Here is a 20,869-nt window from a genome sequence, read left to right on the forward strand (position 1 = left end):
GGGGCGCTGTGCAGCCTTATCGCGAGCAAGCTCGCTCCTACGGGCATTGTAGGAGCGAGCTTGCTCGCGATAGGTCCCCCAATCCAGGGAAACGTTCTATCAGGTATTGAGCCGCTTATCGATCAACCCCTGCACCACGCCCGGGTCGGCCAGGGTCGAAGTGTCGCCCAGGTTGTCCAGCTCGTTGCAGGCGATCTTGCGCAGGATCCGCCGCATGATCTTGCCCGAGCGGGTCTTGGGCAATGCCGGTGCCCACTGGATCAGCTCCGGTTTGGCGAAGCTGCCGATTTCCTTGCTGACCAGCGCCAGCAGCTCTTTTTTCAGCGCCTCGTCTGGCTCGATGCCGTTCATCGGGGTGACAAAGGCGTAGATGCCCTGGCCTTTGAGGTCGTGGGGATAACCGACCACCGCCGCCTCGGCGATGCTGTCGTGCAGCACCAGCGCGCTTTCCACCTCGGCGGTGCCGATGCGGTGGCCGGACACATTGATCACGTCGTCGATGCGCCCGGTTATCCACAGGTCGCCCTGTTCGTCGCGGCGGGCGCCGTCGCCGGTGAAGTAATAGCCGGGGAAGGGCTTGAAGTAGGTGTCGATCATCCGCTGGTGATCGCCGTAGACGCTGCGGATCTGCGCCGGCCAACTGGCCTTGATCACCAACATGCCGGCGCCGGGGCCTTCGATGATCTGGCCTTTCTCGTCCAGCAGCACCGGCTGGACGCCGAACATCGGCTTGGTCGCGCAGCCGGGCTTGATGTGTCGGGCACTGACCAGTGGGGTCAGCATCGTGGCGCCGGTTTCGGTCTGCCACCAGGTGTCGACGATGGGACAGCGTTGCTCGCCGACGACGTTGAAGTACCACTCCCAGGCTTCCGGGTTGATCGGTTCGCCAACGCTGCCGAGCAGGCGCAGGCTTTTGCGCGACGTATTTTTCAGCGGGCCTTCGCCTTCGCGCATCAGGGCGCGCAGGGCAGTGGGCGCGGTGTAGAAGATGTTCACCTGATGTTTGTCGACGACTTGCCAGAAACGCGAGGCGTCCGGGTAGTTCGGCACGCCTTCGAACATCACACTGGTGGCCCCGTTGGCCAGCGGTCCGTAGACGATATAGCTGTGGCCGGTCACCCAGCCGACGTCGGCGCTGCACCAGAAGACTTCACCTTCGCGGTAGTCGAACACCACTTTGAAGGTCATGGCTGCCTGCAGCAGATAACCGGCGGTGCTGTGCAGCACGCCCTTGGGTTTGCCGGTACTGCCGGAGGTGTAGAGGATGAACAGCGGGTCTTCGGCGTCCATCGGTTCGGGCGGGCAGTCGTCGCTGACCTGGGCGATGGCATCGTGATACCAGAGGTCGCGCTGGTCGTTCCATTCGACCTTGCCACCGGTACGCTTGACCACCACCATGCTGTTTACATTCGGACAACTGGCCAGGGCCTTGTCGACGTTCTGCTTGAGGGCGACGGTCTTGCCGCCGCGTACGCCTTCATCGGCGGTGATCACCGTCCGGCAGTCGGCATCGAGGATGCGGTCGCGCAGGGCGTCGGGGGAAAAACCGCCGAACACCACCGAGTGAATCGCGCCGATGCGGGTGCAGGCGAGCATGGCGAAAGCCGCCTCCGGGATCATCGGCATGTAGATGCACACCCGGTCGCCTTTTTTCACTCCGCGCTGCTTGAGTACGTTGGCCAGCCGACAGACTTGCTGGTGCACCTGGCGATAGCTGAGGGTGGCGGAACGGCTCGGGTCGTCGCCCTCCCAGATGATCGCCGGCTGGTCGCCGTGTTTGGCCAGGTGGCGGTCGAGGCAGTTGTAGCTGACGTTGAGTTTCGCGTCCTTGAACCAGACGGCTTTGCCGGTGCGGATGTCGCACTCCTGGATCGCGCTCCACGGGCTGACCCAGTCCAGGCGTTTGGCCTGCTCGGTCCAGAATTGATCGGGCTGTTCTATCGATTGGCGGTAGAGGCGTTCGTAGTCGGCCTGGCTGATTTCGGCGGCGCGACTGACGGCGTCGGCTTTGGGGAAGGTACTGATCTCGAACATGGCACAACCTGTCCTGTTGTTATGGGACGGCGTTGCCTTCATCAGCGGCGACGCTCCTGCTGCACGCGGGGGAGCGGGTCTTCGCCGTGATGTTCCAAGGCTGCCGGGTCAGGACAGTGTAGTCGCTGCCCCCGGCCATGTTCGGGGGCAGCGTTAGGCGGTCAGCCGCGGTGACGGCCGCGGAAGTAGTTGATCAGGCCTTGGGTCGAGGCGTCTTCGGCAGGCTCTTCGATGCCGCCGGTCAGGCGCTGGTAGACGCCTTTGCCGAGCTCCTTGCCCAGTTCCACGCCCCATTGGTCGAAGGCGTTGATGCCCCAGATCACGCTCTGCACGAAGACCTTGTGCTCGTACATGGCCACCAGCGCGCCGAGACGACGCGGGCTGATCCGCTCCACCACCAAGGTGTTGCTCGGGCGGTTGCCAGGGATCACCTTGTGCGGCGCCAGCCTCTGCACCTCGGCCTCGGCCATGCCCTTCTCGCGCAGCTCGGTTTCGGCTTCGGCGCGGGTCTTGCCGAGCATCAGCGCCTGGCTTTGCGACAGGCAGTTGGCGTACAGCCACTGATGGTGGTCGGCAACCGGGTTGAAGCTGACCACCGGAACGATGAAGTCGGCCGGAATCAACTGGGTGCCCTGGTGCAGCAACTGGTGATACGCGTGCTGGCCGTTGCAGCCTACGCCGCCCCAGATGACCGGGCCGGTGTCGTGGTTGACCGGCGTGCCGTCCTGACGGACGGATTTACCGTTTGATTCCATGTCCAGTTGTTGCAGGTGTTTGGTGATGTTACGCAGGTAATGGTCGTACGGCAGGATCGCATGAGCCTGCGCGCCCCAGAAATTACCGTACCAGACCCCGAGCAAGGCCAGCAGCACCGGCATGTTCTGCTCGAACGGCGCGTTCTGGAAATGCTGATCCATGGTGTAGGCACCGGACAGCAGTTCCTTGAAGTTGGCGGTGCCGATGGCCAGGGCGATCGGCAGACCGATGGCCGACCACAGCGAGTAGCGCCCGCCCACCCAGTCCCACATCGGGAAGATGTTCTCTTCGCGGATACCGAAGGCCACCGCAGCGGCCTTGTTGCTGGAAACGGCGATGAAGTGGCGATACAGCTCGGCTTCCGAGCCGCCCTGGGCCAGGTACCAGGCGCGGGCGGCCTGGGCGTTCTTCAGGGTTTCCAGGGTGTTGAAGGACTTCGAGGAAACAATGAACAGGGTGGTTTCGGCGCGCAGCTTGGCCGACAGCTCGTGGAATTCGCTGCCATCGATGTTCGCCAGGTAATGGCAGCGCACGCCGCGTTGGGCGTAGGGCAGCAGGGCTTCGGAGACCAGCTCCGGGCCGAGGAACGAGCCGCCGATACCGATGTTCACCACGTCGGTGATGGGCTTCTCGCTGTAGCCGCGCCACAGCCCGTCGTGGATCTTGCCAACCAGCTCGGTGACCTGGTTCAGCACTTTGTGTACGTCCGGCATCACGTTGACGCCGTTGACGCTCAGCTTGTCGCCGACCGGGCGGCGCAGCGCGGTGTGCAGGGCCGGGCGACCTTCGGAGGCGTTGAGGATCTCGCCGGCGAACAGGGCGTCGATCGCCTCTTTCAAGCCGACTTCATTGGCCAGACCGACCAGCTTGGTGCGGGTCTCGGCGTTGATCAGGTTTTTCGAGTAGTCGAGGAAAAGCCCGCAACTGCTCAGGGAGAATTGGTTGAAACGTTGCGGTTCGGCATTGAATGCCTCGCGCATGCTGAAATCCTGCATGGCTTCGCGGTGTTGCTGGAGTGCCTGCCAGGCTGGCAGAGCGGTGACATCATGAGGAGTGCGGTAATACGCCATCGCTGCAGGTTTCCTTGGTTGCTTGAACTGCCTTGGACACTGTGTACCCGGGACCGTTTGCCGGCCCTCGCGGATTATTTCGCGGCGGGCCGGCAAATGCCATTGAGATATGTCATTCAGACACGGTCTGGCCTTCGGATGATGGCACGGACTTGCTCTTCGAGCTTACTTCTCGTCGAGATTCAGGTGCAGGTTGTCGATCAGGCGGGTGGCACCGAGGAACGCTGCCACCAGGATCACCAGATCGCGGTCGGTTTCGCCGGCCGGACGCAGGTTCAGCGCCTGGCGTACTTCCAGGTAGTCCGGTTTGAGGCCGGCGGTCTGTAGCGTTTGCTGGCCTTCGGCAATCAGCGCCGGGTAGTCGCGACGACCCTGGCGGATCGCCTCGGCCATCTGGCTGAGGGTGCGGTAGACGCTTGGCGCGATGGCGCGCTGTTCGTCGTTCAGGTAGCCGTTGCGCGAGGACAGCGCCAGGCCGTCGTCGGCGCGCACGGTCGGCTCGCCGATGATCTGGATCGGCATGTTCAGGTCACGCACCAGCGCGCGGATCACCGCCAGTTGCTGGAAGTCCTTCTGACCGAATATGGCCAGGTCCGGCTGGACCATGTTGAACAGTTTGCTGACTACCGTGGCCACGCCTTCGAAGTGGCCGGGACGGCTGGCGCCGCAGAGACCTTCCGAGAGGTGCGGAACGCTGACCCGGGTCTGCACGCCCATGCCGTCGGGGTACATCTCTTCGACGGTGGGGGCGAACAGCAGGTGGCAACCGGCCTGGAGCAGGCGTTCCTGGTCGGCGGCCAGGGTGCGCGGGTACTTGTCGAGGTCTTCGCTGGGTCCGAACTGCAGCGGGTTGACGAAGATGCTGGCGACGACGAAATCGGCGCGTTGGGCGGCCTTGGTCACCAGGGCCGCGTGGCCGCTGTGCAGGTTACCCATGGTCGGTACGAAACCGACCCGCTTGCCTTCGCTGCGGGCGCGGGCGACGGCGGCGCGCAGCTCGCGAACGGTCTTGACGGTGTTCATGCGCTGAACCCATGTTCGGTGCCGGGGAAGCTGACGTCCTTGACCGCTTGTACATAGGCCTGGAAAGCACTCTGGATGTCCGGCTGGCCGGCCATGAAGTTCTTCACGAACTTCGGTGTACGACCGGTCAGCGACAGGCCCAGCATGTCGTGCATGACCAGCACCTGACCATCGGTGGCGCTGCCAGCGCCGATACCGATGACCGGAATGCCCACGGCCTGGGTGATTTCCGCGGCCAGCTCGCTCGGCACGCACTCGAGCAGCAGCATTGCGACACCCGCCTGTTCCAGGGCGATGGCGTCGGCGCGCATCTGCCGGGCCTGGTTTTCCTGACGGCCCTGGACCTTGTAGCCGCCGAGGATGTTCACCGCTTGCGGGGTCAGGCCCAGATGGGCGCAAACCGGCACGCCACGCTCAGCCAGCAGGCGGATGGTGTCGCCCAGCCAGGCGGCGCCTTCGAGCTTGACCATGTGCGCACCGGCCTGCATCAGCTGGGCACAGTTGGCGAAGGCTTGCTCGGGGGTGGCATACGCCATGAAGGGCAGGTCGGCCAGGATCAGCGCACCTTCGTTGCCGCGTTTGACGCTGGCGACGTGGTAGGCCATTTCTGAATTGGTCACCGGCAAAGTGCTGTCATGGCCCTGCAGGACCATGCCCAGGGAATCGCCCACCAACAGGATCTCCACGCCGGCGCGGTTCGCGGTCTGGGCGAAGGTCGCGTCATAGCAGGTCAGCATGGCGATTTTCTCACCCTTGGCCTTGAGGGCCTGGAGGGTGGTCAAGGTTACGTCTGGCATGAAAAGCAATCCTCGTTCAGGCGCTGTGAAAAACCACTGCGTACAACGCATGTATTCATCTTCTGGAACAGCACATCATCGATCGTGGTGTTTGGGTTTGGATCTGTTCCAGGCCTATTTACGCCTTGTTTATGGCACCGGGGTGCCACGGGACGCCTATAGTCGTGAGCGCGAGGGGGGAAGTCAATTACCGTGTTACCGCATTGTTACGTCGTGGCTGTTACGGGCGTTACCGCTGGGGGAACGCCCGGTTACAGGCGCTCGAGGCCGACGAACGGGCAATCTGCCAGTAATTGCGAGAGGGGCCGCTGATCTGCCAACCGGAAGCCTTCGGGCACCAGTTCGGCCAGGGGATAGAGCACGAACGGGCGGGCGTGCATGTGGTAGTGGGGCACTTTCAGTCGCGGTTCGTCGATGACCCGGTCGGCGTACAGCAGGATATCCAGGTCAAGGGTGCGCGGGCCCCAGCGCTCCTTGCGTTCGCGGCCCTGATCCGCCTCGATGGCTTGCAGGGCGTCGAGTAGCGCAATGGGCTCGAGCGTGGTGTCCAGCGCGGCCACGGCGTTGGTGTAGCGCGGCTGGCCGGGGGACAGCGAATCGCTGGCATAAAAGGACGAAACGCCGGCGACCTGTGTATCCGGTAGCAGTGCCAGCGCTTCAATGGCGCTGCGCAACTGCTTCTGCGGATTGGCCAGGTTGCTGCCCAGGCCGATGTAGACGCGGACCATGCTGCTTACTCGCCTGTGCCACTGTCGACGCGCTTGCGCTTGCTCGGGCTGCGCTTGCGTTTGCGTGGGCCGGCGCTGCTGCCTTCTTCACGGCCGCCCAGCTCGCGGATCATCTCGCGGCGCTCGCTTTCGTTGCATTCCTGATAGTCGGTCCACCACTGGCCGAGGTCCTCGGTTTCCTCGCCTGCGCTTTCACGCAACAGCAGGAAGTCGTAACCGGCACGGAAACGCGGGTTGTCGAGCAACAGGTCGGCACGCTTGCCGCTGCGGCGTGGCAGGCGTTCCTGCATGTCCCAGATTTCGCGGATCGGCAGGGTGAAGCGCTTCGGAATGGCGATGCGCTGGCACTGTTCGGCGATCAGCTCGTGGGCGGCTTCCTGCATGGCCGGGATCGGCGGCATGCCGCGGCTTTGCAGGTACAGGGCGCGACCCGGCAGGGCTGGCCAGAGCAGGGCGGCAAACAGGAACGCCGGGGTGACCGGCTTGCCCTGCTTGATCCGCAGGTCGGTGTTGATCAGCGCCTGACTGATCAGCGTGTGCGTGTAGTTCGGGTGCTCTTCCAGGGCCTGGGCACTGGCCGGGAACAGCGGATCGAACAGTTGCAGGTCCACCAGCATCTCGAAGGTGTCGGCGGCGTGTCCGGACAGGAACAGCTTCAGCGATTCCTCGAACAGCCGCGCCGCCGGGATTTCCCGCAGCATCGGTGCCAGTTCGCGGATCGGCTGCACGGTGTGCTTTTCGATACCGAAGTTCAGCTTGGCGGCGAAACGCACGGCACGCAGCATGCGGACCGGGTCTTCCTGGTAGCGCTGGGTCGGATCGCCGATCAGGCGCAGCAGGCGATTGCGGATGTCGTGTACGCCATTGGCGTAATCGAGAATGCGCTCGCTGACCGGATCGTAGTAAAGGGCGTTGATGGTGAAGTCACGGCGCTGGGCATCTTCTTCCAAGGTGCCGTAGACGTTGTCACGCAGGATCCGTCCGCTCTCGTTGCGGGAAGACTGGTGACTGTTTTCTTCTTCATCCACCGGATGGTTGGCGCGGAAGGTGGCGACTTCGATGATCTCGCGCCCGAAATGGACGTGGACCAGCTTGAAGCGTCGACCGATGACTCGGGCGTTGCGGAATTCCGCACGGACCTGCTCGGGGGTGGCGCTGGTAGCGACGTCGAAGTCCTTGGGGTTGATGCCCAAGAGCATGTCGCGTACGCAACCACCGACCAGATAGGCCTGGTAGCCGGCGCTTTGCAGGCGCTCGACGATGCTCACCGCGTGGCGGCTGAACTGGCTGCGCTGCAGCGAATGTTGTGCGCTGTTGATCACCTCGGGCGTGGTGCGCCGATGGTGCTGGACATGCACGGGGGGACGGAAAGACTGGAACAGCTTCTTCAGCATGGGATGCACTGTTTGAAGGAATTTTCGGCCATAAACGTAGAATGGCCGCATGATGGGCGTGGATTCTAGCATTTAGTCAGAAAAGGGTGTAGGCGCCCGAAAAATGGCTGTGTAGGAAGCTTCGCAGAAGGGAGAAACTACAAGGGGAGCCGAAGCTCCCCAAGAAGTAGTTGCGTGCTCTTATTGTTTTTTTGTCGGGCTTCTTGTTTTTATTCACGCCCTATCCACAAAACGCCACAAGGCTTGTGGATCGTCTCCCTAATCGGGAGTACAAGAGCAAACGGATTGCTTTGGTCGCCGATGTTGCGATGATCTCTCGATCCAACCAGTTCAGGCTCTGCTTGAGTGCAGTTTTTGTTGTTCTCTGCCCGGTTGTGGGGCAAGCCCCAAACACAACTCCTCTCCAAAAGAATCAGTTAGCTGCGCCTCCGCCGTATTGTTCTTATTGTGCGTGAGCCGATTCGTCTTATTTTTATTGTGTTTTGCTGTGCTTGTTATTGTTCTTGTACCGAACATATAGCAGGTGCCGTGCCAACTTTTGCAAACCCCAGTAAAACAAGGGGTTAGGTAGTTTCGGGGGCCAATTCGAGGCGAAAAAAAACCGGGATTTCGTTACCGTAAACCCCGGTTTTTGTTACGTCGCCGCCAAGAGGTAACAGTTTGTGCCACGCCTTCACTGTTACCTGTGGAGCAGCGGCGGTGCCTCAGCTCTCGCTGGTAGCGCCGCTCTTGCGACGTGGAATGCCCAGGCGCTGGCGCCGTTCCCACAGGCATTTGCGGCTGACACCCAGCTTGCGTGCCAGCTCGGTCTCGGTCATGTGGTCCTGGTGCTCGAGGACGAAGTGCTGGAAGTAGTCCTCCAGCGACAGATCTTCGGTGGGCTCGTGGCTGGTGGCGTTGGCTGCGCTGCCGATAGCCGGCAGGTTTTCGAAGTGCACGTGGTCTTCCAGGTCGCTCAGCTCGATGTCGATGCCCAGCAGGTCAGCGGAAATTTCCGGGCTCTCGCTCAGAATCACCGCGCGCTCGACGGCGTTTTCCAGCTCCCGCACGTTACCCGGCCACGAGTAATGACGGATGGCCTGCTCCGCGTCGTGGGCGAACTTCAGGTCAGAACGGCCAATGCGCGCTCCCTGGCGGGCGAGGAAGGCGTTGGCGATTTCATTGACGTCCGCACCGCGCTCACGCAGCGCCGGCAGTTTCAGCGCGATGACGTGCAGGCGGTAATAGAGGTCTTCCCGGAATTGCCCGACCTTGGCCAGGTTTTTCAAGTCACGGTGGGTCGCCGCGATCAGGCGGACATCGACCTTCTGCGACTGCACCGAACCCACCCGGCGAATCTCGCCTTCCTGCAGTACTCGCAGCAGGCGAGCCTGGGCTTCCAGTGGCAGCTCGCCGATTTCGTCGAGGAACAGCGTGCCGCCATCCGCAGCTTCGACCAGACCGGCACGTCCGGCGCTGGCACCGGTGAAGGCGCCTTTCTCGTGGCCGAACAGTTCGGATTCGATCAGGCTTTCCGGAATCGCCGCACAGTTCACCGAAATCATCGGTGCCTTGGCGCGGCGCGAAAGGTTGTGCAGGGCGCGGGCGACCAACTCTTTGCCGGTACCGGATTCGCCCTGGATCAGGACGTTGGAATCGGTGGGCGCGACCTTGCGGATCTTGCTGTAGAGGTCCTGCATCGGCGGACAGGTACCGATGATGCCAATCTCGCCATTGGCATTGCCGGCGGCGACTTTCTCGCCTGTGGCCGCCTTGCCGTTGGCGCGTTCGGGCGGTGCTGCCGGAGCGTTCTGACGATCGCGCAGGATGCGGGCGACCGCCTGGAGCATTTCATCGTGGTCGAACGGCTTGGCGATGTAGTCGACGGCGCCCATCTTCATGGAGTCGACGGCCGAGCGCAGGCTGGCGTAGCTGGTCATGATCAGCACGGGAGTGCCTTGGCCAAGCTTGATCAGTTCGGTACCGGGAGCGCCGGGAAGGCGCAGGTCGCTGACGATGAGGTCGAAGGTGGCAATGCTGAAGCGCTCTTGGGCTTCCTGCACCGACCCGGCCTCGCTGACCTGGTACTGGTTTCGTTCCAACAGACGGCGCAGGGCGGAACGGATGATGGTTTCGTCTTCGACGATCAGAATGTGAGGCATTGATTCAATTCTCTCGACGGTCTCAGTTCACAGCGGACGTCGCTTCGACATGACGCGGCAGGGTCACTCGGATCCGGGTGCCGCGCTGGCTTTGAACATCGGCCGGGCTGTCGATGGTGATCTGTCCATAATGCTCTTCCACGATGGAATAGACCAGAGCGAGCCCCAGCCCGGTTCCCTCGCCCGGATCCTTGGTGGTGAAGAACGGTTCGAACAGACGGTCCATGATGTTTTTCGGAATGCCGCTGCCTTCGTCCTCGACGATGAGGTCGACGGTATGTTCGCTGGCCTCGCTTTTGACCCGCACCGCGGCGCCGGCGGGGCAGGCATCGCGGGCGTTGGACAGCAGGTTGATAAGTACTTGCGCGAGACGTTGCGGATCGCCTTCGACCCAGTGATCGGGATCGCACAGGTTGAAGAACTGCACTTCGAAATTGCGCCGGTTCAATGCCAGCAGGCCGATGGCGTCCTGCGCCACTTCAGCCAGGCACACCGGCTCGTCGGTTTGCTGGTGGCTGCCGGCATGGGCGAAGCTCATGAGCGACTGGACGATGCGCGAAATGCGCTTGGTCTGTTCGAGAATCTGGCTGCTCAGCTCGGTAATTTCGCTGTCATCTTCGCGCTCTTCGCGAAGGTTCTGCGCCAGGCAGGCGATGCCGGTCACCGGGTTGCCGATCTCATGGGCGACCCCGGCGGCCAGTCGGCCAATGCTGGCCAGGCGTTCGGAGTGCACCAGCTTGTCTTCGAGCATCTGGGTTTCGGTGAGGTCTTCCACCAGCACCACCAGGCCGCTGTTACCCGGAGCGAGCGGCTCGTCGATGGCGGCCTTGTGCAGGTTCAGCCAACGGGTCTGGCCATCGAGGCCCAGGCGCTGTTTATGCAAGTGTTCGTCGGGCACGTTGATGAAGCCCAGCAGCAGGCCGCGCCACGGTTCGACAATGGTGCTCAGGCGCGAGCCGACCACGCGCTTGGCGGGGATGCCGGTCAGCTCTTCCATCGCCTTGTTCCACATGAGGATTTCCTGGTCCTTGGCCAGGGAGCAGACACCCATCGGCAGTTCCTGCAGGGTCTGTCGATGGTAGCGGCGCAGGGCATCCAGTTCGGCGGCAAGGCCGGTGAGGCGCGAGTGGTAGTCCTCCAGCCGACTCTCGATGAAGTGGATGTCCTCGGTAACGTAGTTCTCGCTGCCGGACTTGTAGGGCAGGAAGGTCTCGACCATATCCTGGGCCACGCTCGGGCCCATCAGCCCGGAAAGGTTGGCCTCGATGCGGTCGCGCAGGCGGCGAAGGGCATAGGGGCGGCGCTCGTCGAACGGCAGATAAAGGTCGCGCAGCGCTTGTTCGACTTCCTTCTGCGCGGCCTTGGCCCCCAGCGGCTTGGCCAGTTGCGTGGCGAATTCCTGGGGCGAGGCGGCGTGAAGTTCGCGGCGCTGCGGACGGCGGACGTTGTCCACGGCGCAGGCTTCTGCGGCGGAAACCTCTTCGGTGCTGGCATTGGTGAACAGCGATATCAGGGTGAACAGCAACACGTTGGCCGCGAGGGAGGCGATGGCCGCCATGTGCCAACTGGTGTCGTCCAGCACGTAGATCATGTTCAGCAGCGGGATATAGAAGCCCTGCAGGTTGCCGACCAGCGGCAGCAGCATGGTCACCATCCACACGGTGATCCCCGCCAGCAGGCCGGCGATGAAGCCGCGCCGGTTGGCGGTCGGCCAGTACAGCACCGAGAGCACACCGGGAAGGAACTGCAACGTCGCGACGAAGGCGACGATGCCGAGGTTGGCCAGTTCCTGTTGCGCACCCAGCAGCAGGTAGAAACCGAAGCCGGCGGCGATGATGGCGACGATCAGCGCGCGGCGGGTCCACTTCAGCCAGCGGTAGATGTTGCCCTCCGCCGGCGGTTGATAAAGCGGCAGCACCAGATGGTTCAGGGCCATGCCTGATAGTGCCAGGGTGGTCACGATGATCAACCCGCTGGCGGCCGAAAGCCCGCCGATGTAAGCCAAGAGGGCGAGGGCCTTGTTGTTGGCCGCGATGCCCAGGCCGAGGGTGAAGAATTCCGGGTGGGTGCTGGCGCCGAGCTTAAGGCCGGCCCAGAGGATCAGCGGCACCGCCAGGCTCATCAGCAACAGGAACAGCGGCAGGCCCCAACTGGCGCTGACCAGCGAGCGCGGATTGAGGTTTTCGGTGAAGGCCATGTGGTACATGTGCGGCATCACGATGGCCGAGGCGAAGAACACCAGCAGCAGCGTGCGCCACGGCCCTTCCTGCAGTGGCGTGTGCAGGGCGGCGAGGGCGGTCTGGTTCTGCAGCAGCCAGACTTCCAGTTGATGCGGGCCACCGAACACGCCGTACAGCGCGTACAGGCCGATCCCGCCAATGGCCAGCAACTTGACCACCGATTCGAAGGCGATGGCGAACACCAGGCCTTCGTGTTTCTCGCGGGTAGCGATATGCCGCGAGCCGAAGAAGATGGTGAACAACGTGATCATTGCGCAGAAGGCCAGGGCCACCCGGCTTTTGACCGGCTCGCCGGTGAGGATGCTGATGGAGTCGGCCACCGCCTGGATTTGCAGCGCCAACAACGGCAGCACACCGATCAGCATGAACACCGTGGTCAGGGCGCCGGCCCAGGTGCTGCGGAAGCGGAAGGCGATCAGGTCGGCCAGGGAGGAAAGCTGGTAGGTGCGGGTGATCTTGAGGATCGGGTAGAGCAGCACCGGCGCCAGCAGAAATGCGCCGGACACCCCCAGGTAACAGGCGAGGAAGCCGTAGCCATATTGGTAGGCCAGGCCGACCGTGCCATAGAACGCCCAGGCGCTGGCATAGACGCCCAGCGACAGGGTGTAGGTCAGGGGATGGCGGATGATCGCTCGGGGGATCATGCCGCGTTCGCTGACCCAGGCCACGCCGAACAGCACCAGCAGGTAGGCGGCGCTGATCAGGATCATCTGGGTCAGGCTAAAGCTCATCGGCATCACGTTGGCTCTGCAGGATAAAGGTCACGACGATCAGGATCAGCCAGAGCAGGTAAGGGCGATACCAGGCACCGGTCGGGTCGATCCACCAGTCCATGATGGCCGGGGAGAACAGGTAGATCCCCACGACCAGAAGCAGGACCAAACGATAGATGTACATGCTGGCCTCATTGGATTTTGCCGCTGCGAACTGGACTTATTATTGGCGCAAAACTGTGGCGATGGTAACGGAAGGGCCGCTGCCTGCAAACGGACTTCATGCAGCGGCTCAAGGAATTGAATTTATTGGTCTTTCTGCCGGAAGACCGGGTTCAGCGCAGTTGGGCCTCGGGCAGGGTGAGGCGGCGCGGGATTGCATCGGCATCCCAGTGCGCGGCGGCATGGCGCAGCACTTCGGCCGGGGTGGACGCGGCCATCGCCGGATCGGTGCTCTGGCCCAGTGCACGCAATGCCCGCAGGATCAGGGGTGTGGCCTGTTCAGCCGGCAGCGGCGCGGAGCGGTAGGACTTGCCCAGCTTGTGCCCGTCGGGTTGGGTGATCAGCGGCACGTGCAGGTAGCGCGGCTGCGCAAGACCAAGCAACTCCTGCAGGTACAGCTGACGCGGTGTGTTGTCCAGCAGGTCGGCGCCGCGAACGACATCGGTCACACCCTGCCACGCATCGTCCAGCACCACCGCCAACTGGTAGGCATACAGGCCGTCGCGCCGCTGAATGACGAAATCGCCGACGTCACGTCCCAGATGTTGCTCGAAATTACCCTGGACACGGTCGGTGAAGCGGTAGGTCAATTCCGGTACACGAATCCGAATCGCGGCATCGTCCCGCGCGTGGCAGAGGTTGCGGCACAGGCCAGGATAGATGCCGCTGTAGCCTTCCAGTTGCTTGCGCGAGCAGGTGCAGGCGTAGGCCAGGCCTTGGCGGAACAGGCGTTCGATCACTTCGGCGTAAGCATCGTGGCGGTCATGCTGGTAGACGACTTCGCCGTCCCATTCCAGGCCGTAGCTTTCCAGTGTCTTGAGAATCGCGGCCTGGGCGCCGGGGGCTTCGCGAGGTGGGTCGATGTCTTCCATGCGCAGCAGCCAGCGGCCACCCACGGCACGGGCGTCGAGCCAGGAGGCGAGGGCTGCGACCAGCGAGCCGAAGTGCAGGAAGCCACTGGGTGTCGGAGCGAAGCGTCCGATGTAGTGGGACTGTTTCATGGTGGATGCCGGGATCTGTAAATGAAACGGGGCGCAATATGCGCCCCGTTCTGTATGCGGTCAGGATCAGCCTTTGCCGATCGTCTTTTCCTTCTTCTCCGCCAGTTCCTTGCAGTCGAAGCACTGGTCAGCGGTCGGACGGGCTTCCAGGCGCTTCAGGCCGATCTCCACGCCACAGCTGTCACACCAGCCGTATTCATCATCGACGATCTTCTGGAGAGTCTTGTCGATCTTCTTGATCAGTTTTCGCTCGCGGTCACGGTTACGAAGCTCCAGAGCGAACTCTTCTTCCTGGCTGGCACGGTCTGCCGGATCGGGGAAGTTGGCCGCTTCATCCTTCATATGGTCCACGGTGCGGTCCACGCTGGTCATCAGGTCCTGTTTCCAGGCACCGAGCAGCTTGGTGAAGTGTTTTTTCATGGGCTCGCCCATGTACTCCTCACCTTTGGTTGCGACATACGGGTCGAGACCATACATGGAGCCTGCTTTTTGCTTTTCTACGGTGGACATGAATAGACCGCCTCTCACTCATCTGAATCCAATGCGCAGGCTTATTCCATCTCCGGCGCCCGCCGGCCCTGCGACTGCGAGCCGCCGAACTTACCAGATAGGACGGGGGTGCGCTACTCCCCGTTAGCTCGGGTAGGACAGCGAGGTTTAGCCATACGTTCATCGTTGCGCATGGGTAGAATCACCAGTTTAGTCCCAATTGAGAGAAGTCCCATGGCTCAGCCCTACAGTGCGCGCAGTCGCGCCATCGAACCCTTCCATGTGATGGCACTGTTGGCCCGGGCCAACGAGTTGCAGGCCGCCGGTCATGATGTGATTCACCTGGAAATCGGCGAGCCGGACTTCTCCACCGCAGCGCCCATCGTCGAAGCCGGCCAGGCCGCGCTGAGCGCCGGTCACACCCGTTACACCGCCGCCCGCGGGCTGCCGGCGCTGCGTGAAGCGATTGCCGGCTTCTATGACCAGCGCTATGGCGTGAACATTGATCCGCAGCGGATTCTCATTACCCCAGGCGGTTCTGGTGCGCTGCTGCTGACCAGCAGCCTGCTGGTGGACCCCGGCAAGCACTGGCTGCTGGCCGACCCCGGTTATCCGTGCAACCGCCATTTCCTGCGTCTGGTGGAAGGCGGTGCACAACTGGTGCCGGTGGGGCCGGACGTCAACTATCAACTGACCGCTGATCTGGTCGAGCGCTATTGGGATAACGATACGGTCGGCGCCCTGGTGGCGTCGCCGGCCAACCCGACTGGCACCGTGCTCGATCGCGAGCAATTGGCGGGCCTGTCGCGGGCGACCCGGGCGCACAATGGCCATCTGGTGGTGGACGAGATCTATCACGGCCTGACCTACGGCATGGACGCTCCCAGCGTGCTGGAAGTCGATGACCAAGCCTTTGTCCTTAATAGTTTCTCCAAATATTTCGGAATGACCGGCTGGCGCCTGGGCTGGATGGTCGCACCGCCTGCGGCCGTGCCTGAATTGGAGAAACTGGCGCAGAACCTCTACATCAGTGCGCCGAGCATGGCTCAGCATGCGGCCCTGGCCTGTTTCGAGCCCGGCACCCTGGCGATCCTCGAAGAGCGCCGCGCCGAATTCGCCCGCCGCCGCGACTTCCTCCTGCCAGCCCTGCGCGGGCTCGGCTTCGGGATCACGGTGGAGCCGCAAGGTGCGTTCTACCTGTACGCCGACATCAGCGCATTCGGTGGTGATGCGTTCGCGTTCTGCCGGCACTTCCTGGAAACCGAGCATGTCGCCTTCACCCCAGGCGTGGACTTCGGCCGGCACCAGGCCAGCCATCATGTGCGATTCGCCTACACCCAGAGCCTGCCGCGTCTGCAAGAAGCGGTGGAGCGGATTGCCCGTGGGCTGAAGAGCTGGCAAGGCTGATGCATTTCACTCCATTGCTCGAAGAAGCCCGGCTGCTGCGCCGTTACAAACGCTTTCTCGCGGATATCGAACTACCGAGCGGCGAACAGATGACCATCCACTGCCCGAACACCGGCTCGATGCTCAACTGCATGAAGGAAGGCGGCAAGGTCTGGTTCAGTCGCTCCAACGACCCCAAGCGCAAGCTGCCCGGTACCTGGGAAATCAGCGAGACCCCGCAAGGCCGGCTGGCCTGCGTGAATACCGGACGGGCCAATGCCATTGTCGAAGAAGCGCTGCGCGCCGGCGTGATCAGTGAGCTGGCGGGTTTCACCGCGCTGCGCCGCGAGGTGCCGTATGGCGAGGAGAACAGCCGCATCGACTTTCAACTGACCTTCGACAGCGGCCTGGCCTATGTGGAGGTCAAGAGCGTGACCCTCGGTTTCGACGGTTCGGCCATCGCGGCCTTTCCCGATGCCGTGACCCAACGCGGCGCCAAGCACCTGCGCGAGCTGGCGGCGCTGGCCCGGCAAGGGGTCCGCGCGGTGCAGCTTTATTGTGTGAACCTCAACGGTATCGAGGCGGTACGCCCGGCCGAGGAGATTGACCCGGGATACGCCATCGCGCTGCGCGCCGCCGTGCTCGATGGCGTCGAAGTGCTGGCGTACGGGGTGACGCTGGACAGCGAGCAGGTGCGTATCGACCGCGCCCTGCCGGTGCAGCTCAATCCGTGAGCCAGATGCCCTGGCTGTCTTCATGGCAGTCGAGGGCTTCCAGGGCATCACCCTCGCACGGTCCGGCCACGCACTCGCCGTTCTCGATAAGGAACAGTGCGCCATGCCGGGCGCAGGTGATCAGGCTGGCGCTGCTGTCGAGAAACTGGTCTGGCTGCCAGTTGAGCGCAATCCCGCGATGAGGGCAGCGGTTTCGGTACAGATAGACCTGCCCTTGCCGGCGTACGCCCAGCAGTTCGGTATTTTCGCAGGTGAAACCGCGGCTCTGGCCTTCGCCCAGTTCGGCGGAGGTACAAAGGAAGTGCATGAGCGATGGGCTCCGTTAAGGATGCAAGGCAGCTTGACGCTCAAATGCAAATAATTATCAAATTGCCGGCTCTGATGGCGTCGGGCGCCTTTATACCCTGCCCGGCGCTTCTCTCACACCGCTATCCGAGGGGTGGCGGTTCGTCCTGATCGAAAAGGAAGCCCCGTTATGCGCCGATATGCCAGCCTGATCGCCCTTTGTATCGGGCTCGTGTTCAACCCGGCGCACGCCGCCGATCCACTGCCGCAGCGTTGGGTCAGCGCTGGCGGGGCCTTGAGCGAATGGATCGTCGAACTGGGCGCGGAATCGCGGCTGGTGGGCGTCGATACCACAAGTCAGCACCCTGAATCGCTGAAGGCGCTGCCCAGCATTGGCTATCAACGCCAGCTTTCGGCCGAAGGCGTGTTGAGCCTTCGCCCCGATGTGCTGGTGGGCACCGAGGAAATGGGGCCGCCGCCGGTCCTGGCGCAGATCCGCGGTGCCGGGGTGCGGGTCGAACTGTTCTCCAGTCGCGCCGATCTGGAGGCCGTGCAGGGCAACCTCAAGCACTTGGGCGAATTGCTTGGCAAGCCGGAACAGGCCGAACAGCGTTTCGCTGACTATCGCCAGCAACTCGAAACCCTGCGTACCCGGATCAAGGCGGCGCAGGGTACGGAGCAGGCACCCGGAGTGATCCTGCTGGTGGGCCATGCTGGCGGCAAGCCGATGATTGCCGGCACCGACACCGCTGGCGCCTGGCTGGTGGAGCAGGCCGGCGGCCGTAACCTGGCGACTCACCAGGGTTACAAGAACTTCTCCGGAGAGGCGCTGGCCGCCTTGAACCCGCAAGTGGTGGTGTTCGCTGATCGTGCCCTCACCGGCGATGCCGCGCTGCAGGCACTGCTGAAAGAGAACCCCGCGCTGGCCGCATCCCGTGCGGCGAAAGAAAAGCGTCTGATTGATCTTGACCCGACGCTGCTGGTCGGTGGCCTCGGTCCGCGTCTGCCCGCCAGCCTGCAAGCGCTGGCCCAGGCGTTCTACCCGACGGCCAAGGCTCAACTGGCGCCATGACCCGTCTGATCCAGCCGCGCACGCTGTTCATCATCCTCAGCCTGTTGTGTCTGCTGGCGGTCTGGCTGTCGCTGGCGCTCGGGCCGGTGAGTCTGCCGCTGATGGACACCTTGCGCGCGGGTTTGCGTCTGCTCGGTCTGCCTGTCAATGGCGACGGGCTGGAGCAGGCCGAGCTGATTCTCGGGCAGATCCGTCTGCCGCGGACGCTGCTCGGGCTGGCGGTGGGCGCTGTGCTGGCGCTGGCCGGTGTGGCCATGCAAGGGCTGTTTCGCAATCCGCTGGCGGACCCGGGGTTGGTGGGCGTTTCCAGCGGCGCGGCGCTCGGTGCGGCGGTGGCGATTGTTGGCAGCGCCTGGGTTGGCGGCGTGCCGGAAGCTATCGCGCCCTATCTGCTGTCGCTGTGCGCGTTTCTCGGCGGTCTGGGCGTGACCGCGTTGGTCTATCGCCTGGGGCGACGCGACGGGCAGACCAGCGTCTCCACGATGTTGCTTGCCGGTATCGCCTTGACGGCCCTGGCCAGCTCGGCGGTGGGGCTGTTCACTTACCTGGCGGATGACGCGACCCTGCGCACCCTGACGTTCTGGAACCTGGGCAGCCTCAACGGCGCGAGTTATCAGCGCCTGTGGCCACTGGTGCTGGTGGCGACGGCGGTGGCGCTGTGGTTGCCGCGTCGTGCCGAGGCCTTGAATGCGTTGCTGCTGGGCGAATCGGAGGCTCGTCATCTGGGCATCGAAGTCGAATCGCTCAAGCGCGAACTGGTGTTCTGTACGGCACTGGGCGTGGGTGCGGCGGTAGCGGCGGCGGGGTTGATCGGTTTTGTCGGGCTGGTGGTGCCGCATCTGGTGCGGCTGTTGTCTGGCCCGGACCACCGGGTCTTGCTGCCCGCCTCATTGCTGGCGGGGGCTTCGCTGCTGTTGTTCGCTGATCTGATCGCCCGGCTGGCGCTGGCGCCAGCGGAGTTGCCGATCGGTATCGTCACCGCGTTCATCGGCGCGCCGTTTTTCCTTTATCTGCTGCTGCGGGGACGTGCCTGATGCTCCAGGTCGAAGATCTTCAAGTCGTCCGCGGGCGCAAGACGGTGCTCGATGGCGTCAGCCTCAAGGTCCAGCCAGGTCAAGTACTGGGTGTGCTCGGGCCCAACGGCGCGGGCAAGAGCACCCTGCTCGGTGCGCTGTGCGGCGAACTGGCGACCCAGCGTGGCCGTGTCCTGCTCCACGACCGCGCGCTTGCCGACTGGCCTGGCCATGAGCGCGCCCAACTGCTGGCGGTCTTGCCACAGGTGTCGAGCCTCGGCTTTGCCTTCCGTGTCGAGGAAGTGGTGGGCATGGGGCGTCTGCCGCATCGGACCGGCAAGGACCGCGACCATGAAATCGTCCACGCGGCGCTGGAGGCGGCGGATGCCCTGCATTTGGCCGGCCGCAGCTACCTCGCGCTGTCCGGTGGCGAGCGGCAGCGCGTGCATCTGGCACGAGTGCTGGCGCAGCTCTGGCCGGGAGAGGAGGGGCGGACTTTGCTGCTCGACGAGCCGACCTCGGCCCTCGACCCGTTGCACCAGCACACCACGCTGCAGGCGGTCCGCGGATTTGCCGATCGCGGCGCCGCGGTGCTGGTGATCCTCCACGACCTGAACCTGGCCGCACGCTATTGTGATCGTATCCTGTTGCTCGAACAGGGCCGGCCTTACGTCTTCGATACGCCGCAAAAGGTCTTGCAGCCTGAGGCCCTGAAGGCGGTGTTCGGGCTGGAGGTATTGGTCCATACGCATCCCGAGCGAGGCCATCCGCTCATCATTGCCCGTTAGGAGTCACCTATGTCCTGGTCCCGGTCGTGCGGCATCCTCATTCTGCTGGCCTGGGGCCTGGCGGGTTGTCACGCCATGGCACCGCTGCCGGCGTTGCCGCAATGGCAGAGCACGGAAGGGCGCGAGCATGCCGATCTCGGGCAGATTCGCGAGACCGCCAGCGGTCGCCTGCTGACCCCGGAGCAATTGGTGAGCCGGCTGGCGGCCGCGCCACGGGTGCTGGTGGGCGAGCAGCATGACAATCCCGATCACCACGCCTTGCAGCGCTGGCTGTTGCAGGCCCTGGTGCAACAGCGCGCACAGGGCAGCCTGTTGCTGGAAATGCTCGAGCCGGCGCAGCAGGCCAATGTCGACGCGGTTCGTCAGCAAAAGCCGCTGCCGGCTGATCTGGCCAAGGCGCTGGCGTGGCGTGATGGCTGGGACTGGAAATTCTACGGCCCACTGCTGGAAGAAGCCTTCAGCCAAGGCTATCCGGTGCTTGCGGCAAACCTGGACCGCAGCGAGATGAAAGCTATCTACCGCAACCCGCCGCAATTGTCCGGGCCTCGCTCTACCGCGCCGGCGGTGCGCGAAGCGTTGCTGGACGAAGTGCGCGAGGGCCATTGCGGCATGCTCCCGGAAAGTCAGTTGCCGGCGATGCTGGCGGTGCAGCAGCAACGCGACCGGCGCATGGCTCAGCGTCTGCTGGCGGCGCCCGCACCGGCCTTGCTGTTGGCTGGCGGCTATCACGTGCGCAAGGATGTCGGTGTGCCGTTGCACCTGGCTGACCTGGGGGCGGCGCAAGAGGATACCGTCGTGTTGATGCTGGCTCAGGTGGGCGAGGCGGTCGGGCCGGCGATGGCGGATTTCGTCTGGTTCACCGCCGCCTTGCCTGAGAAGGACTATTGCACCGATCTGCGGCAATGAAATCGCGGGCAAAAAAAGACCCGGCAAGATGCCGGGTCAATAACCGTGATTAGCCTGATGAGGAGATAATCTGAGAG

18 protein-coding genes are annotated in these 20,869 nt (G+C 63.4%); 6 read left to right on the forward strand and 12 right to left on the reverse strand.

Annotated features, from left to right (window positions below; translation table 11 throughout):
- Nucleotides 1–99: 99 nt before the first annotated feature.
- From acs to dksA, 11 genes are all read right to left on the reverse strand, one after another.
- On the reverse strand, nt 100–2,034 hold the full coding sequence (gene acs / locus CKW37_RS30120; protein WP_095159749.1) for an acetate--CoA ligase: 1,935 nt from the start codon (nt 2,032–2,034) through the stop codon (nt 100–102).
- Between the two features lie 161 nt (nt 2,035–2,195).
- Entirely contained in the window at nt 2,196–3,860 is a 1,665-nt protein-coding gene (pgi, locus tag CKW37_RS30125; protein WP_095159750.1) for a glucose-6-phosphate isomerase, read from the reverse strand.
- Between the two features lie 165 nt (nt 3,861–4,025).
- Nucleotides 4,026–4,883, reverse strand: a complete 858-nt coding sequence (gene panC / locus CKW37_RS30130) for a pantoate--beta-alanine ligase (protein WP_095159751.1) — start codon at nt 4,881–4,883, stop codon at nt 4,026–4,028.
- Entirely contained in the window at nt 4,880–5,680 is an 801-nt protein-coding gene (gene panB, locus CKW37_RS30135; protein WP_095159752.1) for a 3-methyl-2-oxobutanoate hydroxymethyltransferase, read from the reverse strand. The genes panC and panB overlap by 4 nt, the downstream gene beginning before the upstream one ends.
- Before the next feature lie 251 nt (nt 5,681–5,931).
- Nucleotides 5,932–6,408 carry a 2-amino-4-hydroxy-6-hydroxymethyldihydropteridine diphosphokinase gene (folK, locus tag CKW37_RS30140; protein WP_095159753.1) on the reverse strand — a complete coding sequence of 159 codons (477 nt, stop codon included), beginning with the start codon at nt 6,406–6,408 and terminating at the stop codon, nt 5,932–5,934.
- A gap of 5 nt (nt 6,409–6,413) precedes the next feature.
- Nucleotides 6,414–7,802 carry a polynucleotide adenylyltransferase PcnB gene (locus CKW37_RS30145; RefSeq protein WP_177454500.1) on the reverse strand — a complete coding sequence of 463 codons (1,389 nt, stop codon included), beginning with the start codon at nt 7,800–7,802 and terminating at the stop codon, nt 6,414–6,416.
- Nucleotides 7,803–8,506: 704 nt separating this feature from the next.
- A complete protein-coding gene (locus tag CKW37_RS30150; protein ID WP_095159755.1) occupies nt 8,507–9,943 on the reverse strand; it encodes a sigma-54 dependent transcriptional regulator in 1,437 nt (478 codons plus the stop codon).
- Between the two features lie 22 nt (nt 9,944–9,965).
- Nucleotides 9,966–12,920 (reverse strand): sensor histidine kinase, encoded by a 2,955-nt coding sequence (locus CKW37_RS30155; RefSeq protein ID WP_175651998.1) that lies wholly within the window; start codon nt 12,918–12,920, stop codon nt 9,966–9,968.
- Nucleotides 12,904–13,080 (reverse strand): hypothetical protein, encoded by a 177-nt coding sequence (locus CKW37_RS30160; RefSeq protein WP_010796831.1) that lies wholly within the window; start codon nt 13,078–13,080, stop codon nt 12,904–12,906. Before CKW37_RS30160 ends, CKW37_RS30155 begins: the two co-directional genes overlap by 17 nt.
- A 151-nt stretch (nt 13,081–13,231) precedes the next feature.
- Nucleotides 13,232–14,119, reverse strand: a complete 888-nt coding sequence (gene gluQRS / locus CKW37_RS30165; protein ID WP_095159756.1) for a tRNA glutamyl-Q(34) synthetase GluQRS — start codon at nt 14,117–14,119, stop codon at nt 13,232–13,234.
- Between the two features lie 66 nt (nt 14,120–14,185).
- Complete coding sequence (gene dksA / locus CKW37_RS30170) at nt 14,186–14,629, reverse strand: RNA polymerase-binding protein DksA (RefSeq protein ID WP_095159757.1); 444 nt, start codon at nt 14,627–14,629, stop codon at nt 14,186–14,188.
- 213 nt (nt 14,630–14,842) lie between these two features.
- On the opposite strand from dksA, the gene CKW37_RS30175 reads away from it, so the two are divergent.
- Nucleotides 14,843–16,015: a pyridoxal phosphate-dependent aminotransferase gene (locus CKW37_RS30175; protein ID WP_095159758.1), complete on the forward strand. Its 1,173-nt coding sequence runs from the start codon at nt 14,843–14,845 to the stop codon at nt 16,013–16,015.
- Nucleotides 16,015–16,728 (forward strand): DNA/RNA nuclease SfsA, encoded by a 714-nt coding sequence (gene sfsA / locus CKW37_RS30180; protein WP_095159759.1) that lies wholly within the window; start codon nt 16,015–16,017, stop codon nt 16,726–16,728. Before CKW37_RS30175 ends, sfsA begins: the two co-directional genes overlap by 1 nt.
- Here sfsA and CKW37_RS30185 read toward each other — a convergent pair.
- A complete protein-coding gene (locus CKW37_RS30185; RefSeq protein ID WP_095159760.1) occupies nt 16,718–17,035 on the reverse strand; it encodes a Rieske (2Fe-2S) protein in 318 nt (105 codons plus the stop codon). The genes sfsA and CKW37_RS30185 overlap by 11 nt on opposite strands.
- A 168-nt stretch (nt 17,036–17,203) precedes the next feature.
- Between CKW37_RS30185 and CKW37_RS30190 the strand changes: the two genes are divergently transcribed.
- Genes CKW37_RS30190 through CKW37_RS30205 form a run of 4 tightly spaced genes read left to right on the forward strand, consistent with a single transcriptional unit; the run spans nt 17,204 to nt 20,792 of the window.
- The gene (locus CKW37_RS30190; protein WP_095159761.1) at nt 17,204–18,085 is read left to right on the forward strand and encodes a hemin ABC transporter substrate-binding protein; all 882 of its coding nucleotides are present in this window, start codon (nt 17,204–17,206) and stop codon (nt 18,083–18,085) included.
- A gap of 50 nt (nt 18,086–18,135) precedes the next feature.
- Nucleotides 18,136–19,119, forward strand: coding sequence for an iron ABC transporter permease (locus CKW37_RS30195; protein WP_177454501.1), 984 nt, complete (start codon nt 18,136–18,138; stop codon nt 19,117–19,119).
- Nucleotides 19,119–19,886: a heme ABC transporter ATP-binding protein gene (locus CKW37_RS30200; protein ID WP_095159763.1), complete on the forward strand. Its 768-nt coding sequence runs from the start codon at nt 19,119–19,121 to the stop codon at nt 19,884–19,886. The genes CKW37_RS30195 and CKW37_RS30200 overlap by 1 nt, the downstream gene beginning before the upstream one ends.
- 9 nt (nt 19,887–19,895) lie before the next feature.
- Nucleotides 19,896–20,792 (forward strand): ChaN family lipoprotein, encoded by an 897-nt coding sequence (locus CKW37_RS30205; protein WP_095159764.1) that lies wholly within the window; start codon nt 19,896–19,898, stop codon nt 20,790–20,792.
- Nucleotides 20,793–20,869: the final 77 nt, after the last annotated feature.

Source organism: Pseudomonas sp. Irchel 3E13 (genome assembly GCF_900187455.1).
Classification (GTDB): Bacteria; Pseudomonadota; Gammaproteobacteria; order Pseudomonadales; family Pseudomonadaceae; genus Aquipseudomonas.

Bases quoted from the DNA above. Each gene is read 5' to 3' on its own strand.
- acs (WP_095159749.1), bottom strand. From the start codon at position 2,034: ATGTTCGAGATCAGTACCTTCCCCAAAGCCGACGCCGTCAGTCGCGCC.
- pgi (WP_095159750.1), bottom strand. From the start codon at position 3,860: ATGGCGTATTACCGCACTCCTCATGATGTCACCGCTCTGCCAGCCTGG.
- panC (WP_095159751.1), bottom strand. From the start codon at position 4,883: ATGAACACCGTCAAGACCGTTCGCGAGCTGCGCGCCGCCGTCGCCCGC.
- panB (WP_095159752.1), bottom strand. From the start codon at position 5,680: ATGCCAGACGTAACCTTGACCACCCTCCAGGCCCTCAAGGCCAAGGGT.
- folK (WP_095159753.1), bottom strand. From the start codon at position 6,408: ATGGTCCGCGTCTACATCGGCCTGGGCAGCAACCTGGCCAATCCGCAG.
- CKW37_RS30145 (WP_177454500.1), bottom strand. From the start codon at position 7,802: ATGCTGAAGAAGCTGTTCCAGTCTTTCCGTCCCCCCGTGCATGTCCAG.
- CKW37_RS30150 (WP_095159755.1), bottom strand. From the start codon at position 9,943: ATGCCTCACATTCTGATCGTCGAAGACGAAACCATCATCCGTTCCGCC.
- CKW37_RS30155 (WP_175651998.1), bottom strand. From the start codon at position 12,920: ATGCCGATGAGCTTTAGCCTGACCCAGATGATCCTGATCAGCGCCGCC.
- CKW37_RS30160 (WP_010796831.1), bottom strand. From the start codon at position 13,080: ATGTACATCTATCGTTTGGTCCTGCTTCTGGTCGTGGGGATCTACCTG.
- gluQRS (WP_095159756.1), bottom strand. From the start codon at position 14,119: ATGAAACAGTCCCACTACATCGGACGCTTCGCTCCGACACCCAGTGGC.
- dksA (WP_095159757.1), bottom strand. From the start codon at position 14,629: ATGTCCACCGTAGAAAAGCAAAAAGCAGGCTCCATGTATGGTCTCGAC.
- CKW37_RS30175 (WP_095159758.1), top strand. From the start codon at position 14,843: ATGGCTCAGCCCTACAGTGCGCGCAGTCGCGCCATCGAACCCTTCCAT.
- sfsA (WP_095159759.1), top strand. From the start codon at position 16,015: ATGCATTTCACTCCATTGCTCGAAGAAGCCCGGCTGCTGCGCCGTTAC.
- CKW37_RS30185 (WP_095159760.1), bottom strand. From the start codon at position 17,035: ATGCACTTCCTTTGTACCTCCGCCGAACTGGGCGAAGGCCAGAGCCGC.
- CKW37_RS30190 (WP_095159761.1), top strand. From the start codon at position 17,204: ATGCGCCGATATGCCAGCCTGATCGCCCTTTGTATCGGGCTCGTGTTC.
- CKW37_RS30200 (WP_095159763.1), top strand. From the start codon at position 19,119: ATGCTCCAGGTCGAAGATCTTCAAGTCGTCCGCGGGCGCAAGACGGTG.
- CKW37_RS30205 (WP_095159764.1), top strand. From the start codon at position 19,896: ATGTCCTGGTCCCGGTCGTGCGGCATCCTCATTCTGCTGGCCTGGGGC.